Genomic DNA, 16,675 nt, shown 5'->3' with positions numbered 1-16,675 from the left:
TGGTTTGTTGCTCCTTAAAGTTAGCAAAATCTTTCTTTGATTTTATCTACGATGGTTTGGGCCAGTTTTTCTTTACTTTCCACGGTCCAGCCCGCTACGTGGGGAGAAAAGAGGACATTTTCCGCTTTCATCAAGTATTTAAAGGCTTCAGGTAGGTTTTGGTCATCGAACATATTTTCAAAAGATGATTTTTCATACTCCAAAACATCCAATCCGGCACCTAGGATTTTTCCTGATTTTAAATTACTGACCAAATCCGTGGTGATTACACATTTGCCCCTGGCCGTATTCAACAACCAAAACGGTTTTTGAAAAGAGTTGATGAATTCATCATTGATCATACCGATGGTTTCGGGTGTTTGCGGTACGTGTAAGCTAAGAACGTCCGTTCTTTGTTGAAGCTCCATAATACCGACTTGACGAGCATTTTCATCGCCTACACCTCCGACGATATCAAAACAGATTACTTCTACATCGAATCCTTTGAGCTTTTTAGCAAAGGCCTTGCCCATATTGCCGTAACCGATAATCCCCACGGTTTTGCCATCTAGTTCAATACCCCGATTCCCTTCCCGGTCCCATTGGCCGTTCCTGACTTCTTTGTCCGCTTTGTTCAGTTTATTGAAAAGAGACAAGAGCATTCCAAGCGTATGTTCGCCGACCGCATTTCTATTGCCTTCCGGGGCCGATGCCAAAAAGATGCCATTTGCCTTTGCGTGGTCAACATCGATATTCTCAAGGCCTGCCCCAACGCGCCCAATAAACTTAAGATTGGTTGCTTTGTCCAGGAATGAAGCATCAATAGTTAATCTACTTCGAATGATAATACCATCATAGAGGTGTATTTTTTTCTCAATATCTTTTTTGTTGGAAGTGTAATCCTCATCGTTAGTAAATCCCAGTTGAGCCAATTGCTCTATCATTAAGGGATGGTTGGTGTCCAGGTGTAAGATTCTCATTAGTCAAATATATAAAGTACTTATATTATAAAGGATGTGCGACATCCCTTTGTTCGTTTTTAATTATAGGGTTGTTTAGTGAACTCGCAGCAACAATGTATTAAATTTTTGGATAATCTGTCTGTGTTTTTTCATCTTGCACGGATCCCGTATGGGCAGTGGTACATTTTTCAAAAAGTAAAATATGTACTTCTTCATTGTTTTTGGTCATGGGATTGTGTTCCACGCCCTTGGGTACAACAATAACCTCTCCTTCATTGACTTCAACTGTCTTATCTCGAAATTGCATGTACAATGTACCTTTTATGACTTGAAAAAGTTCATCCTCATTTTCATGGGCATGCCAGACGAACTCACCTTGAATTTTAGCCAAAAGCACACGCATGTTGTCTACAACTGCTATTTCATGGGGATGCCATTGTGCTTTGAATTCGGCATATTTTTCTTTTAGGTTTATGGCCTTCATACTGTTGTGGTTTTTTTAATTTCTAAATTAGCAGTAATGTACCGATTAAATTCCCAAAAGTATCTTGGCAATGGAGAAGTAAATCAAGATACCGAAGATGTCATTACTAGTGGTAATAAAGGGACCTGTGGCGATTGCGGGGTCTATACCTCTTTTGTCAAGAAAAAGGGGGATGAAGGTTCCTATGAGTCCGGCAACGATGATAACCACCACAAGTGATATGGAAATGGCCAATGCCGTTAAAAAGTCTCCTTTATAGATCCATGTGAATATCAATAAGACACCAGCTAAGATCAAGCCGTTCAAAGTGGCTAAAAGCATTTCCTTTATCAAACGGTTACCTACACCACCTTTTAAATCATCATTGGCAAGACCTTGAACGATAATCGCACTTGATTGTACACCAACATTACCGGCCATGGCGGCAATAAGAGGGGTAAAGAAGAACAATATGGCATGTTTACTGATCATATCCTCAAATCCGCCCATGATCGCTGCTGCCCCAACGCCACCCACTAAGCCTAGGAAGAGCCATGGAAGGCGTGCCCGTGTAAGGTCCCAGATGCTATCATCCGCCTCAACATCCTGGGAAATACCTGCTGCCATTTGGTAATCCCTTTCCGCTTCTTCACGTATAACATCCACAATATCATCGATCGTGATTCTGCCCACCAAACGGCCCATTTCATCTACTACGGGAATGGCCTCCAAATCATACTTTGACATTATTTTGGCGACTTCTTCAGGCTTTTCATTAACGTTTACAGAATCTACCTTGGGAATATATACGTCACTGATGTGGCTTCTTGTTGAGGTTGTCAATAAATCTTTCAATGACAATCTACCTTTTAGCTTATCATCGTCATCAACTACGTAAATAGAGTGTACCCGGGTTACATTCTCGGCCTGGGCACGCATTTCTTTTACACAAGTAAGTACATTCCAACTTTCACGAACTTTCACAAGCTCTTTGGCCATGAGTCCACCAGCGGAATTCTCATCATAACGTAATAGATCTACAATATCTTTGGCATGGTCCCTATCCTCGATTTTGGAGATTACCTCATTTACGATTTCCTTTGGGAGTTCCCCAATGATATCGGCAGCATCATCGGTATCCAATTCTTCCAACTCCCCGGCGATCTCTTTTGCGGATAGGTTATTCAGGATTGCTTCACGAATGTCCTCGTCGAGCTCGGTTAGTACGTCGGAGGTTTTGTCACTATCAAGAAGTTTGATAAGATAAGTGGCCTGCCCATCATTCAGTTCATTGATGATCTCTGCGATATCGGCATAATGCACTTCTTCCAACATGGTTTCCAGTGTGGAATTCTGTTGGTTCTCTATCAGTTGTCCTATTTCCGATAGGAGCTCTTCTGTGAGTTTAAACGGTGTCATTCGCTATCTTCTTTGCAAGCCCTATAAAGTCGGCCACAGCCAATTGTTCAGGACGTTGGTCAAAGATAGTATCTTCTTTGAGAATATTGGAAAGCTCAAAGGTTTTTAAGCTATTTCGAAGAGTTTTTCTTCGTTGGTTAAAGGCTGTTTTGACTATTCTGAAGAACAATTTTTCATCACAATCGAGGTCATGGTTTTCTTTTCTGGTCAATCTTAAAACACCGGAGAGTACTTTTGGTGGGGGATCGAAAACTTCTGGGGATACGGTAAAGAGGTATTCCGCATTATAATGGGCTTGGGTGAAAACGGATAGTATTCCATAGGTCTTATTGCCTTCTTTGGCGCAGATCCGTTCGGCCACTTCTTTTTGGAACATTCCCGTGAATTCTGGAATCTGATGACGCCATTCGAGCATTTTAAATACGATCTGGGTCGAAATGTTGTAAGGGAAATTACCCGTAATCGCAAAGGGCTCCGATCCAAAAAGAGTTGATAGATCATATTTTAAGAAATCTGCCTCGAGTACTTTGAACGAATTGTTGTTTCCCAAGATTTCAGGATGTTCAAGCGGGAAATTCTGATTGAGGTACACAATGGATTCCGAATCCAAATCCATTGCCACAAGGTCTATTTCATTTTGTAAAAGATATTTTGTCAACACTCCGGTTCCCGGGCCTATTTCGAGCACGTTCCGATATCCGTCAAGAGTAAGTGTATCGGCAATTTGTTTGGCAATATCCTCATCTTTCAAAAAATGTTGACCTAAATGTTTCTTGGCTTTTACGGGGCCGTTGTCCTTTCGATATTTAGAATCCTTTTTATATGGTTTCGATCCTTTTTTCTTTTTTTTGACCATAGTATCAGTGCTCGCTTATAACTTCTAGTTCTGTTCGGAAAGAGACGAATTTATTGGAAAACAACTTTGATGCTTCCTGTCTTAGGGTTGGGGCGTGATCTTGATAATATGACTGTAGCGTTTCTTTGTCGACCGCAGTGAACTGAACCGAATAGGTAACTCCCCCCATTTCTTCTTCAATCAATACTTTGCACATTTTTGCAGAAAGGAATTTTCCTGTGGCCAAGACATCGGGAATGTGTGTTTCTTTCATCCAGGCAAGCCATTGGTCGTGGATAGATTCTTCAATATTGGTAGTAACGTTGTATATGTACATTTTTTTCTGATTCATTTTAAGCTCACAATCGATGATCACATTCATTATTATAGTGTTATCATTGTAGCTGATTGGGATTAATTTATACTGTCTCCCCGAAGCATCCTAAAGTTCTTCCTTGCTTGCGGAAAATAATAACTGTCTTGATAATTGTAAATGATCTTTTCGTATTGGGCCTTAGCTTTTTCGGGTTCGTTCAATACATTTCGATATAATTCCCCCAATGCAAAAAAAGCATCATCGGCCAGGATGTCGTTCGTATAGAATTCCGTTATTTTTTGATAATTGAATTTTGCCGCTTCATAATCCTTTATACTTTCTAGAAGCTGTCCTCGTTTAAGTAGTGCTTCGTCCTCTATCTTTTCACCTTTATGGTTTAAAAGAATGTCATTTAATGTGGAAATGGCTTCTTGGGTTTTGTTTTGATAAGCCAATAGATCGGCACGGGCATATTTTTTCAAGGCTGTTTTTGTTGAGTCTTCCAAAGAATTGTCCGCGATAAGTAGGCTCAATTGCATGGCATCGTTCGCGATCAATTGTGAGGTGGAGCTACGAAGGACTTTCAATTGGGTAAGGGCCCAATCAAAATCGCCTTTATAGAAACTGGTTTGGGCTACTTTGAATCGTGCATTTTGACCTAACACATCGTTTTTTAAACTTTTTTGTACTTGGGAAAAATAGATAAGTGCCTGATTGAATTTTTTGTCAAAAACCAGAATATCTCCCAAGGCCAATTTAACATAGGCTTTTCCCCGTGCGTTCAATGGCAGTTTCAGGCAGTTTTTCAAAATATCGATGGCAGGTTCTGGATTGTTCTTTTTGAAAGTCAGGAAATTGGCATAGGCAATTTGAAGTTGCAAGGTCTGGCCTTTATATCCGTGGGTAGTGATAAGGGTTTTGAATTGTTCGTCAATGGTATTCAGTTTTCTTTGATCCAAATCCATCAATTCAATATCTATCAAATTCAATTGGGCATTTAAACGGGCGATTTCATCCGTAGATTTTTCGGCGATATATTCGAAAATGGATCGTGCGGTTTCAATTTCATTATCGTTTAAGGCCAGGTTCCCGAGATTGTCCAGACGTTGAACCGTACTGCCTTCCATACGTTTAAAAATAGCCTTCTCTTGTCTAAACGCACTATTGTACTGTTTCTGTTGAACGAACAACCAACTTAAAAGATCGTTCCAGAGCAAGTCAGGGTTTTGTTGGGCGTGTTGTAACAATACTTTTTTAAGTTTGATGTTGTTTTCGTTTTCCGGGTCCGAAGAGATAAAATCATCGATACTCCGCAGTACGTTAGATTTTGACGTCTTCCCGTTCATGAGCAAATTCATGTAAGAATTGTACATTTTGTCTATATTGCCTTGCTCCCCATAAATGCGCGCCATTTGGTAGTTGTAGTCCAATTTTGGATTTAGCTCCATTGATTTTTTATAGGCACTTAAGGCATAGTCCAATAAGGAATAACTCTGGAATCGAAGCGCTATGCTGTACCCGTAGTTGGGATTTTCCTCAATACCGGCAAGTGCTTTGTCATAATACTCCGAAGCCTTTTCCGTGTTATTTTGTAAGGTATGGTTATGTCCCAACTCTATAAGGAAAACGGGGTATGTGTTGCCTTTCTTTATTTTTTCGAGTAGAAATGCTTCCGCTTCGGAATAACGCTCCAATTGTTGGTAACAAGCAACCAGTCCTTCGGAATAATCACTTCTGCGTGGATTTTTCTCCACCAATTTTTCATAGAAGACCACAGCCTTATCAAAAGCACCATCATTAAAATACTGCTTGGCCAAAAAATCATCTTGGGCCAAGGCCATTTGTGAGCAGCATAGAGCAATGAATATTAGGAATACCCTCAAAAGCACGTTTTTCCCAAAGATACGCAGAAACGAATAAGCCAATGTTAAGGTTTACAAAAAACCGGATCAGTCTATTATATCAAAACCACAATAGGGAACCAGTACATCCGGTATTTTTATGCCTTCCGGAGTTTGGTAGTTTTCTAAAATGCCTGCCAAAACCCTTGGTAATGCCAATGAGCTGCCATTCAAGGTGTGCGCCAATTGGGTCTTCCCATTTTCGTCCTTATACCTAAGCTTTAGTCGATTGGCCTGGAAGGCTTCAAAGTTGGATACGGAACTGATCTCTAACCAACGGTCCTGTGCCGTAGAGAAAACCTCAAAATCGTAAGTAAGTGCAGAAGTAAAACCAAGGTCCCCACCACAAAGACGTAAAATTCTATAGGGTAACTGTAAGTCTTTTAATATGGTCTTTACATGTTCTACCATTCCGTCTAAGGCCTTATAAGAATTTGTGGGGTGTTCAATACGGACTATTTCTACCTTATCGAATTGATGAAGGCGGTTAAGTCCACGTACATGGGCGCCATAACTTCCTGCCTCTCTTCTAAAGCAAGGCGTATAACCGGTTAAGCAAATAGGGAAGTCGTTTTCATTGATGATAACATCCCTGAATATATTGGTAACGGGTACTTCCGCCGTAGGAATCAAATAAAGGTCATCGGCACCTACATGGTACATTTGTCCTTCTTTGTCGGGTAACTGGCCCGTACCGTAACCCGATGCTTCGTTCACAAGAAGAGGTACCTGCATTTCAGTGTAGCCGGCTTCTGTATTCTTGTCCAAGAAATATGCGATTAAAGCACGTTGTAGTCTAGCCCCTTTACCTTTGTACACCGGAAAACCTGCGCCGGTGATCTTTACACCAAGCTCAAAATCTATGATGTCGTATTTTTTGGCAAGTTCCCAATGTGGTAATGCGTTCGGGTCTAAAGTTGGGATATCCCCTTCTTTGAAAATTTCCTCATTATCATCCTCTGAATTACCGGCGGGAACAAGGTCGTCGGGTATGTTCGGAATTTGATACAGTACATCTTGCAATTCCTTTGCGGCAGTATTCAGTTCTTCACTTAGACGTTTGGAATCTTCCTTTAAGCTTCCGGTCTTTTCTTTTAAAACATTCGCTTCCTGAGCTTTGCCACTTTTAAAAAGCATACCGATCTCTTTCGATAATTTGTTGGACTCGGCCAAGGTATTATCCAATAAAGATTGGGTGGTACGTCTTTTTTCATCCAATTGAAGTACTTTTTCCAATAATGGGGCAGCATCAATATTCCGTTTTTTTAAAGCGGTGATGATTTTATCCTTTTCTTCTCTTACGACCTGTAGCTGTAGCATGGAATTTTATTGTTAAGGGGCAAATTTAAGGTTAATTGATCAATGTTTCAATCGAGGGTTTAACTATTTTATTCGGTCTTGTTTTTATGGTTTGAAGGGAATATCCATTCATGATGTTTTAAGTGATCCCATTTTTCATTCGCCAGGTCTACCTTGGGATCGATAAAGGCTTTGAGCGGCTTTCCGTTAATACTTACTTTGGAATTCAAGGCGTAGACCGATATGCTATCTCCTTTGGCTTGGTGTTCCTGACGTAGATGTTGTGAAAATTGCCAAATAAAATCGGGATAGGCAGCGATTTTCCGCATTTGTTTTTTCGATAGGTAGTCTTTCAGTTTTATAATATGGGCGCTACCGCTGGTATGGTTCACGACCTTGAATTGGATTTTCCCTGATCGGCTTCGAAGCATCATTCGCCAACTTAAGCGATGACCTTCCTCGGTCCAAAGAACATCGTCAGCAATAAAATGATGCCTAATTGGGAGAATAATCTGTATAAGAAGATAAAGGCTACAACCCACTATGAATAAATTACCTTTTGAAGGTTTTGTGATGCTTTTATCGGCATTCTTGTTTTTGTCTCTGAAAAAGATGCCACGAATAGTCTTGGGTTCAAAAAAGAATACGGTAAAAGCCAAGGCGAGATAAGGGAAAATGCCGATTTGGAAAATTATGGAATTGAAGAGATGAAAAAATATGGCAATGATAAAGGCTATCTTTCGAGTGGGTTTCCAGAGCAAAGCAGGTATGACCAATGCATCAAAGACTATTCCGGTTATGGTAATGGTTTTATGAACCCATGGTTGCTGTAAAAAAGGGCCAACAATGGGGTAATCCTGCCTGCTACGCATTAAGATTTCGATTATGCCATAGTCGAGCCAATCACCATACAATTTTGCTATAGAGGCGTAAGTATATACAATGAACAATTGGGCAACGACCATCCATTTAACATAAGAAAACATGGTGTTGCTACGAATAGCTTCATTATGTTTCGCATCAATCGACAACCCGGTATTTGCAGGGAAAAAACACATCAAGAAAGAAATCAGGAACAATAGGTAGTAATGGTTGTTGTACGATGTTTTTTGCATTAGGTACACGCAAAGCCATAAGAGGGTAAAACCAATGATACTCCATCTGTACTTATATCCAAGGGCAACAAAGATCCCTAGTGTTCCCATGACTACAAAATAGAAGTACATACCGGGCCCGGGCAAGGGTTGAAGAAATTCAAAGCCAATGAACGAAAAGGTTGTTTTAGGTAGTATAAGGGTGTTCTTGACCCATCCGGTGGCAATGGCCCCGAAACTTTCCAAAGTGATGAGGATACCGAAGAAAACCCTAAAAACCAGTAAAGGTGCGTTATCGATCTTGCTGAAAAAAATACGATCGAACATTAGCCGTTTAGTAAAGCAAGTGAGGTTTCTTTGTCTTTTTGCAATTGATCCCTTAACGCGGAGACCGATTCAAATTTATGTTCATCACGTAGGCGGGCCAAAATTCCTACTTGTAGTTTTTGGCCATAAAGGTCCTGTTTAAAATTGAACAAATGTACTTCTATACTCTTTTCTTTACCTGCGACCGTAGGATTGTAGCCAATATTCATCATGCCATAGACCAAATTGTTATTTATTTTGGTTTGTACCACGTAAACACCATTTTTAGGTATGAGCTTATACGTTTCTTTGATAAATAGATTGGCCGTCGGGAAATCGAGAGTACGCCCCAAACCCTTACCTTTCTGTACAACTCCTGTAAGCATGTAGGGGTAGCCTAAATAACTGTTTGCAACATCGATATCGCCCTCTTCCAAGGCTTTTCTTATTTTAGTGGAACTTACCGATACCTCGTCGATTTCTTGAGCAGGAATTTCGCTCACTTCAAAATCCAATGCATTTCCGAATGCGATCAGGTCATTGATGTTCGCTTCCCTGTTTCTTCCAAAACGGTGGTCGTATCCGATTATGATTTTTTTGGCCATTAGTGAATTCACCAAAATATCCCGAACAAACTCGGTGGCCGATAATCGGGAGAACTCCTTGGTGAATGGATGTATGATCAGGTAATCCAAACCTAAATGTTCCAATATCATTTTTTTCTCCTCGATGGTGTTCAACAATTTAATGTCGGTGTCCTTTTGAAGCACCATCCTAGGATGCGGGAAGAAGGTAAGTACGGTTGATTTTAAATTCAGGCTTTGGGCATTTTCGATAAGTTTGCCCAAGATTTTCCTATGCCCGATATGAACCCCGTCAAAGGTTCCTATGGTAATTGCCGTAGGATGTTCTTTATCATAATTATCGATGCGTTGGACTGTTATCACGAAGAATAAAAAATAAAAAGACTTATATTTGATATTGTTAAAAACCCTTGAATGGTTTCAAAATTACGTCTAGTTTTTTCAATATCCATATTATTTCTTTCCTTTTGCGGATATGCACAACGTAACTATTGGAAACAGGAATCCGGTTCCGTTAATTTAAAAACATCGATTTCCAATAGATTTGATGTAAAAAAAGGTCGAATCTATTCCTTTGATGAGACTGCGTTCAAAACTGAAATCAATCAAGGAAATACCGGAAAAAAATCATCAAGGACAGTTCGTTTCCCTAACGAAAAAGGGGAGATGGTTGAATATATGGTTGTTGAAACCCCGGTGTTGTCCAAAGAGTTGGCAGATAAATTCCCCGAAATAAAATCATATTCAGGTTATAGTTTAAAAAACAGGGATGATAAGGTACGTTTCAGTTCGTCCCACAAAGGTATTCAGGCCATGTTTGTTTACGGGGATAAAAAAGGTAACACTTATCTGCAAAAAACGAATGAAGGGGATTATCTCATTTATTCCAGGGAAGGGGAAGCCAATGTTGACAAGGTATTTATTTGTGATACCAAAAGCTCGGTTATTCAAGGGCTACCTTCCTTAACCGCTAAGCAGGTAGATGATCGTAAATTACGAAAGTTCAGACTGGCAATTTCGGCTTCAGGTGAATATACCACATATCATGGTGGTACGGTTGCAGACGCTTTGGCAGCTATAAATGCAACGGTTACGAGGGTCAATCAGGTTTTTGAGTCTGATTTGGGCGTTACCTTGGAAATCATACCCGATACTGATAAGATCATTTATACAGATAGTTCTACGGATCCCTATGGCTCCGATTTAAACTCCGAGGCGCAAAGTGCCATTACGGATAGTATCGGTTCTGAGAATTTTGATGTGGCCCATTTGTTCCATAGGGTAGAAAGTAGTGATCAAAATAGTGGTAATGCGGGTTATATTGGGTCTGTGTGTGCAGATAACAAAAAGGCCAGTGCATACTCGGCGAAAAAAAACCCGGTAGGTGATACTTTTGATTTGGATTATGTGGCCCATGAAATGGGACATCAATTCGGGGCCAACCATACCTGGTCTTTTGAATCTGAAGGTACCCAAGTACAAGCGGAACCGGGTAGTGGAACCACTATTATGGGATATGCCGGTATTTCAGGGGTAAACAATGTGGCTGCAAACGGAGATGATTATTTTCATTATTACAGTATCTTTCAGATATCGGAGTATCTGAATACGGTTGATTGTGCACAAATCGTAGATCTTACCAATAACCCCCCTGTCATAGTTCCTATGGGTGATTATGCTATACCACGGTCAACCGCATTCGCCCTAACGGGTAATGCTTCCGATGTAGATGTTGACGATATTTTAACCTATACTTGGGAACAAACTAACGATGGGGTAGTGACCCAATCATCATTTGGGCCAACAAATGTAAGTGGGGCGAATTTCCGTTCCCAAAAACCAACAACCGATCCTACACGTTATTTTCCCAAGTTAGCGAGCGTTTTGGCGGGTAATTTAACAGAAACGAATCCTGACGTAAATTCTTCATGGGAAACGGTTTCTGATGTAGAACGGGAAATGAATTTTGCATTAACGGTCAGGGACAACGCTGAAGGTGGCGGCCAAGTAGTGTCCGATCTAATGCAGGTTTCCGTGGTCAGTAGCGCAGGCCCGTTTGAAATGATATCGCAGGCCGCTAGTCAAACATATACCGCCGGGACCGCTCAAAATATAGTTTGGGATGTCGCAAATACCGATATTGCCCCGGTTAACGTTCAAACGGTTGATATTTTATTATCTATAGATGGGGGAGCGACCTTTACGATTCCTTTGGCGGAAGATGTGCCAAATGACGGTGACCATAAAGTGGTTTTACCAGGTACTCCGACAACTACGGCCCGAATTATGGTCAAGGCAAAGGACAACATATTTTTTGCGGTAAATGCCGCTGATTTTACTATTGAAGAGTCTAGTGTAGTTTTGAATTTTACCGAGTTGGAATACGAAGTTTGTCAGCCCAATGAACTGGTTACTACATTTGAATATGAGACTTATGCCGGTTTTATGGATGAGGTCACCTTTAGTGTGCCTAACCCTCCATTAGGCATGGATATTGTTTTTTCGCCGGAAACAGCTGTCAATGATACAACGGTTACCGTAACATTCTCAAATACCGCCAGTGTTCCCGAAGCGTTATATGCCATCGAAATTGAGGCGATTTCAGATAGTGTTACCAAGAATATTGCTTTGGAGCTACAAGTTTATGATGACGTTTTTCCGAATGCAGTGCCTTTAGCACCGGCAGACGGGGCGGTCGATATTTCGGCGAGCTCCTTCTTGGAATGGGAAGATGCGGCCTCATATACTTCCTATGAAGTTCAAATAGCAACGGACGTTTTGTTCACGGATATTATAGAGACGAATACGGTTACCGATAATACATACTCCCCTTTGAACCTTGAATATGAGACGGAATATTTTTGGAGGGTGAAACCTATAAATGGTTGCGGGGAAGGTGAGTATTCCGATCCTTTCGGTTTCACTACTGTCGAATATAATTGTGATAGTAAGGAAGCAACGGACCTTCCTTTGGAGATATCCCCGGTAGAAACCCCTACGATTATTTCGAAAATCGCATTTTTTGATGATATAGCTTTGGCAGATGTAAATGTTCATGTGGAGTTGGATCATAGTTATTTGGCCGATTTAGTGGTTAAGTTGATTTCTCCCTCAGGAACTACAGTGGTCTTGATGTCAAGTTCATGTGGGGATTTGGAAAACGTAAATGCGACCTTTGATGACGATGCCGGGAATTTTATCTGTAACGGCGATCCGGCTATTAGTGGTACCGTTAAACCTTTAGGCTCATTGAGCTCTTTTAATGGGGAGTCGCTCTACGGGGAGTGGATTTTGGAAATCGATGATACCGCGGCTTCTGACGGTGGGTCGTTAATAGCTTTTTCCATGGATGTTTGTGTAGAAGGTGCTTTTAGGCCCGATGAGGATCAAGATGGTGTCTATGATGATGGGGATGATCTTTGTTTAGGAACCCCATTGGGTGTTGAGGTAGATGTTTTCGGATGCCCGGTATATAGGTTTGCAAGTGATAACTTTACCGTTACTGCCCAGAGTGAAGCATGTCATGATAGTAATGATGGCGCTATTGAAATCTCAACTTTGGAAACAATGGATTATGAAATAGCCATAACCGGTAACGGGGTTAGCGTAAACGATTCTTTCAGTAGCGATTACACCCTTGGCAATTTAATGGCCGGTACCTATAATGTGTGTGTTGGGGGAACTGATGGAATATTGGATTATGAGGAGTATTGTTTTGAAGTCGTAATTTCCCAGCCGGAAGCATTGTCAGTTCTCTCTAAAGTGTCTTATGAAGAAGACTTGACGGTCTTAACCTTGCAAGGCTCTGACGACTTTACGATTGAATTGAACAATGAAATTATTAGAACATCAGCTTCTCAAATTTCCCTTGGATTAAAGAAAGGGGTCAATGTGTTGAAAGTGTATACCGATATACCTTGCCAAGGTGTATATGAAGAAACTATATTTATAGATGCCCAGCCTTTCATTTACCCAAATCCGTTTGTGGCATCTACAACGGTTTTTCTAGGGGTTTATATGGAGAACGTGAATATCGAGGTGTTTACGATGGAAGGTAGGTTGGTAATGGCCGGTACATTTACCGTTGATGGTATGGAGCTTCCTTTGGATATGTCAACTTTGACATCCGGAGTATATATTGTTAAGTTTACGGGCGATAGAATAAAAGGAACAACTAAAATCGTTAAACAATGAGGGTAATCGCATTATTGCTATTTGGTGTTCTTCTGTTGGGATGTAGTAAAAAAAGCAGTCCTGGCCCTCCAGAGGCCGCTAGTTTGGTCTTTCCGGACAAAGACTCGGAATGTACGACCGGAAGTGATCTGAACGATACGACAAGTGAAATCGAGTTTAAATGGATAGCCGCCGACCATACCGATAGTTATGAGCTTAGGGTAACCAATTTAAATACCAATATTACCCAAACCTTGAATACAAGCGCCGTATCGGCCAAATTGCCGATTGAAAAGGGCGAACCTTTTTCTTGGTTCGTTAGATCTAGGAATACGGAGGTTTCCGAAACTGCCAGTAGTAACGTATGGTATTTTTATAATGCCGGCTCTGTTGAGACGCACACTCCTTTTCCGGCTCAAGTGGTTTACCCTGAAAATGGCGCATCACTTTTTAAGGATGTAAACAATGAAGTGACGTTAGAATGGACGGGAGCGGATGTCGATGGAGACATAACCGGATATGAGATCTATTTTTCTACTGAAAACCCACCAGTGGACCTTATCGCAACAATCACTTCCACGAATTTGGAACAGGTAGTCAGTGTAAGTGCCGATACTACATATTATTGGCGGGTAATAACAAGGGATGGTGAGGGTAACAGTTCGCAATCAGGTGTTTTTAGTTTCAAAGCACTTTGATTTTATGTATTGTTGAACTGGTTCATGGTTAATTTCACCCCAGAGAGAACAAAGGAGTTTATTAGTTGGGATGATCTTTCGAGCCTTTCGGTTAAGGCCGTTTTTTCTGTTTCATTCCATTCTCCAAGAACATAATCTATTTGTCTTCCTTTACTGAAATCGGCGCCTACCCCAAAACGGAATCTATTATAATTTGTTGAATTGAGAAAGAGTTGAATATCCTTGAGTCCGTTGTGCCCCCCGTCACTACCTTTTGTTTTCAGTCTTATAGTACCGAATTCCAGGTTGATATCATCGGTTACTACCAGAACATTTTCCAATGGAATTTTTTCCTTCTCCATCCAATACTTCAAGGCTTTGCCGCTTCGATTCATATATGTTGAAGGTTTTAGGCACAGAACACTACGTCCTTTTATCTTAAATGTACCTATATCACCAAGTTTCGCGGTTTCAAAAGTGAATTCCTGTGTCTTGGCCAATTGGTCTAAAACCTTAAAGCCGATATTGTGTCTCGTTTCGGCATATTCACTTCCAATATTACCGAGTCCTACGACTAAAAATTTTTTCATAGGGTCTGTTTCTTTCAAAAATGATCTTTCGCTTTTAAATATGGTCTTTAAAAAATGTAACATGGAAAGGTGAACATATTTATAAAAATACAAAAGCATCCCGAATGTTCGGGATGCTTTTTATTTAGGGTTAGACCCGATTTATTCGTTGCTCTCAGCTGCTTCGGCCGCTGGGGCTTCTGCACCTTCTGCTTCTTCATCTTCTTCATCCTCTTCAACAGCAACAGCGGCACGAGCGGTTTTAACTTGTACTACTACTGTGGTGTCAGGGTGTAAGATGGTGAAATCATCATTTCTTAACGACTCAACGGAAATGTTCTGACCGATTTTCAATTTAGATATATCCACATTGAAGAAATCGGGAAGGTTGTCCGGTAATGCCTTGATGGTAAGTTTTCTTTTTCTGAATAACAAACGACCACCACTTCTTACCCCAGGAGAGTTTCCTTCCAATGTTACAGGGATATCCATAGTAACCTCTTTGTCTTTGAAAAGTTGATAAAAATCAATGTGGATGATTTTATCGGTTACAGGATGAAATTGGATATCCTGCATTACCGCATCAATTTTGTCACCATTATCCAATTCAATCACAGCTGTGTGTGCATTTGGAGTGTAAACCAAGTTTTTGAATGATAATTCATCCGCTGAAAAATGTAATGGTTTTTCCCCTCCGTATATCACGCAAGGAACCTTTCCAGCATTACGTAGGGCTTTCGTTGCCTTTTTGCCCACGCTTTCTCTTTCTGATCCTTTAATTGTAATTGACTTCATTGTTATATTTAAAATTAATACTAAACTTTTTATGGTTACATCAAGAACTTTGAACTTATTGATGTATTGTGCTGTACCCTATGCATAACATCGGCAAATAAATCGGCACAACTAATAACTTTAACTTTATCACTTTTTATTTCTATCGGAATTGAATCGGTGATGATCAATTCCAATAATTGTGACTTTTCTATTTTTTCATAAGCATTACCGGAAAGAAGCCCGTGGGTCGTAATCGCCCTTACGCTAGTAGCACCGCGCTCCATCATTAAATCGGCTGCTTTGGTCAATGTTCCCGCGGTATCTACCATATCATCTACCAGTACCACATTTTTGCCTTTGACGTCACCAATTAGCTCCATATGGGAAATAACATTGGCCATGGCCCTTTGTTTATAGCAGATTACCACATCGCAATCCAGTGCCTTGGAATAGGCATATGCCCTTTTTGAACCTCCCATATCAGGTGATGCAATGGTCAGGTTGTCCAAGTTTAATTTTTTAAGATAAGGCAAGAAAAGGGTAGAAGCGAACAAATGATCTACCGGTTTTTCAAAAAAGCCTTGTATCTGATCCGCATGAAGATCCATGGTGATTATACGGGTGGCCCCAGCGGTTTCGAGCATCTTGGCAATCAATTTTGCTGCAATGGGAACCCTAGGTTTGTCCTTTCTGTCTTGGCGTGCCCAACCAAAATATGGCATTACGGCTGTAATGTGTCTAGCTGAGGCACGTTTGGCAGCATCTAGCATCAACAACATTTCCATAAGGTTTTCTGAACTTGGGTTGGTAGAACCTATAATGAAGATACGGGCCCCACGTACCGACTCCTCGAATGAGGGTTGAAATTCCCCGTCGCTATATCGGGAGAATTTTACCTTTCCTAAATGGGTGCCATAGGCCTTGGCAATTTTTTCCGCTAATGCCGTACTCTGTGTACAGGCAAAAATCTTAGGTTCAGGTCTTTGGTAAGCCATGTTTAACGCGTTGTTTTTCAATTTATTGAACTCCTTTTGGCCAAAGGAGGTGCAAATTTAGAAATTTATTTGGGTTGCTAAAGGATAAATCTTGTTATTTTTTGTTCTGGAAAGAAAAATATTTTATAGTTTTGCAGTCCTAATTTGAAATGCTCGAGTGGCGGAACTGGTAGACGCGCTGGATTCAAAATCCAGTTCCTTTGGAGTGTGGGTTCGATTCCCACCTCGAGTACATAAAAAAAGCCAAGACGAACGTCTTGGCTTTTTTCATTTTGTACAGTTCATGATTACTCTATTTACCCCCTAAGTACATGGTGTGTATTTCT

The 16,675-nt window shown here is 40.7% G+C and carries 14 protein-coding genes and 1 tRNA gene; 3 read left to right on the top strand and 12 right to left on the bottom strand.

Annotated elements, in window-relative coordinates:
- Positions 1–20 precede the first annotated feature (20 nt).
- From GJ691_RS05705 to GJ691_RS05665, 9 genes are all read right to left on the bottom strand, one after another.
- A complete protein-coding gene (locus tag GJ691_RS05705) occupies positions 21–959 on the bottom strand; it encodes a 2-hydroxyacid dehydrogenase (RefSeq protein ID WP_154364659.1) in 939 nt (312 codons plus the stop codon).
- Positions 960–1,059: 100 nt separating this feature from the next.
- Positions 1,060–1,425 (bottom strand): cupin domain-containing protein, encoded by a 366-nt coding sequence (locus GJ691_RS05700; protein ID WP_154364656.1) that lies wholly within the window; start codon positions 1,423–1,425, stop codon positions 1,060–1,062.
- A gap of 45 nt (positions 1,426–1,470) precedes the next feature.
- Positions 1,471–2,823: a magnesium transporter gene (gene mgtE, locus GJ691_RS05695; protein ID WP_154364654.1), complete on the bottom strand. Its 1,353-nt coding sequence runs from the start codon at positions 2,821–2,823 to the stop codon at positions 1,471–1,473.
- A complete protein-coding gene (gene rsmA / locus GJ691_RS05690; protein WP_154364652.1) occupies positions 2,810–3,679 on the bottom strand; it encodes a 16S rRNA (adenine(1518)-N(6)/adenine(1519)-N(6))-dimethyltransferase RsmA in 870 nt (289 codons plus the stop codon). Before rsmA ends, mgtE begins: the two co-directional genes overlap by 14 nt.
- Before the next feature lie 4 nt (positions 3,680–3,683).
- On the bottom strand, positions 3,684–3,995 hold the full coding sequence (locus GJ691_RS05685) for a DUF4286 family protein (RefSeq protein ID WP_154364764.1): 312 nt from the start codon (positions 3,993–3,995) through the stop codon (positions 3,684–3,686).
- Positions 3,996–4,072: 77 nt separating this feature from the next.
- Positions 4,073–5,815, bottom strand: coding sequence for a tetratricopeptide repeat protein (locus GJ691_RS05680; protein ID WP_154364762.1), 1,743 nt, complete (start codon positions 5,813–5,815; stop codon positions 4,073–4,075).
- A 108-nt stretch (positions 5,816–5,923) separates the two neighbouring features.
- Complete coding sequence (gene serS / locus GJ691_RS05675; RefSeq protein ID WP_154364650.1) at positions 5,924–7,195, bottom strand: serine--tRNA ligase; 1,272 nt, start codon at positions 7,193–7,195, stop codon at positions 5,924–5,926.
- Positions 7,196–7,263: 68 nt separating this feature from the next.
- Complete coding sequence (locus tag GJ691_RS05670; RefSeq protein ID WP_154364648.1) at positions 7,264–8,595, bottom strand: HTTM domain-containing protein; 1,332 nt, start codon at positions 8,593–8,595, stop codon at positions 7,264–7,266.
- A complete protein-coding gene (locus GJ691_RS05665) occupies positions 8,595–9,521 on the bottom strand; it encodes a bifunctional riboflavin kinase/FAD synthetase (protein WP_179955034.1) in 927 nt (308 codons plus the stop codon). The genes GJ691_RS05670 and GJ691_RS05665 overlap by 1 nt, the downstream gene beginning before the upstream one ends.
- A 51-nt stretch (positions 9,522–9,572) precedes the next feature.
- Between GJ691_RS05665 and GJ691_RS05660 the strand changes: the two genes are divergently transcribed.
- Positions 9,573–13,352 carry a reprolysin-like metallopeptidase gene (locus GJ691_RS05660; protein WP_154364646.1) on the top strand — a complete coding sequence of 1,260 codons (3,780 nt, stop codon included), beginning with the start codon at positions 9,573–9,575 and terminating at the stop codon, positions 13,350–13,352.
- A complete protein-coding gene (locus GJ691_RS05655; RefSeq protein ID WP_154364644.1) occupies positions 13,349–14,029 on the top strand; it encodes a fibronectin type III domain-containing protein in 681 nt (226 codons plus the stop codon). Before GJ691_RS05660 ends, GJ691_RS05655 begins: the two co-directional genes overlap by 4 nt.
- Before the next feature lie 2 nt (positions 14,030–14,031).
- Here GJ691_RS05655 and pth read toward each other — a convergent pair whose 3' ends face one another.
- The 3 genes from pth to GJ691_RS05640 all read right to left on the bottom strand — a co-directional run bounded on the left by pth (position 14,032) and on the right by GJ691_RS05640 (position 16,349).
- Positions 14,032–14,661, bottom strand: coding sequence for an aminoacyl-tRNA hydrolase (gene pth / locus GJ691_RS05650; protein ID WP_154364642.1), 630 nt, complete (start codon positions 14,659–14,661; stop codon positions 14,032–14,034).
- Positions 14,662–14,739: 78 nt separating this feature from the next.
- Complete coding sequence (locus tag GJ691_RS05645; RefSeq protein WP_154364640.1) at positions 14,740–15,372, bottom strand: 50S ribosomal protein L25/general stress protein Ctc; 633 nt, start codon at positions 15,370–15,372, stop codon at positions 14,740–14,742.
- A gap of 35 nt (positions 15,373–15,407) precedes the next feature.
- Positions 15,408–16,349 carry a ribose-phosphate pyrophosphokinase gene (locus GJ691_RS05640; protein ID WP_154364638.1) on the bottom strand — a complete coding sequence of 314 codons (942 nt, stop codon included), beginning with the start codon at positions 16,347–16,349 and terminating at the stop codon, positions 15,408–15,410.
- Between the two features lie 151 nt (positions 16,350–16,500).
- Between GJ691_RS05640 and GJ691_RS05635 the strand changes: the two genes are divergently transcribed.
- A tRNA-Leu gene (locus GJ691_RS05635) sits at positions 16,501–16,581 on the top strand.
- Positions 16,582–16,675 lie beyond the last annotated feature (94 nt).

The sequence above is a fragment of the Maribacter luteus genome (assembly GCF_009674825.1).
In the GTDB taxonomy this organism is placed as follows: Bacteria; Bacteroidota; Bacteroidia; order Flavobacteriales; family Flavobacteriaceae; genus Maribacter_A; species Maribacter_A luteus.
Note: the sequence above shows the minus strand (reverse complement) of the source record. Positions and strands in the feature narration are given on the sequence as shown.

Bases quoted from the DNA above. Each gene is read 5' to 3' on its own strand.
- GJ691_RS05645 (WP_154364640.1), bottom strand. From the start codon at position 15,372: ATGAAGTCAATTACAATTAAAGGATCAGAAAGAGAAAGCGTGGGCAAA.
- GJ691_RS05670 (WP_154364648.1), bottom strand. From the start codon at position 8,595: ATGTTCGATCGTATTTTTTTCAGCAAGATCGATAACGCACCTTTACTG.
- GJ691_RS05685 (WP_154364764.1), bottom strand. From the start codon at position 3,995: ATGTACATATACAACGTTACTACCAATATTGAAGAATCTATCCACGAC.
- rsmA (WP_154364652.1), bottom strand. From the start codon at position 3,679: ATGGTCAAAAAAAAGAAAAAAGGATCGAAACCATATAAAAAGGATTCT.
- GJ691_RS05705 (WP_154364659.1), bottom strand. From the start codon at position 959: ATGAGAATCTTACACCTGGACACCAACCATCCCTTAATGATAGAGCAA.
- mgtE (WP_154364654.1), bottom strand. From the start codon at position 2,823: ATGACACCGTTTAAACTCACAGAAGAGCTCCTATCGGAAATAGGACAA.
- GJ691_RS05700 (WP_154364656.1), bottom strand. From the start codon at position 1,425: ATGAAGGCCATAAACCTAAAAGAAAAATATGCCGAATTCAAAGCACAA.
- pth (WP_154364642.1), bottom strand. From the start codon at position 14,661: ATGTTACATTTTTTAAAGACCATATTTAAAAGCGAAAGATCATTTTTG.
- GJ691_RS05640 (WP_154364638.1), bottom strand. From the start codon at position 16,349: ATGGCTTACCAAAGACCTGAACCTAAGATTTTTGCCTGTACACAGAGT.
- GJ691_RS05680 (WP_154364762.1), bottom strand. From the start codon at position 5,815: ATGGCCTTGGCCCAAGATGATTTTTTGGCCAAGCAGTATTTTAATGAT.
- serS (WP_154364650.1), bottom strand. From the start codon at position 7,195: ATGCTACAGCTACAGGTCGTAAGAGAAGAAAAGGATAAAATCATCACC.
- GJ691_RS05655 (WP_154364644.1), top strand. From the start codon at position 13,349: ATGAGGGTAATCGCATTATTGCTATTTGGTGTTCTTCTGTTGGGATGT.
- GJ691_RS05660 (WP_154364646.1), top strand. From the start codon at position 9,573: ATGGTTTCAAAATTACGTCTAGTTTTTTCAATATCCATATTATTTCTT.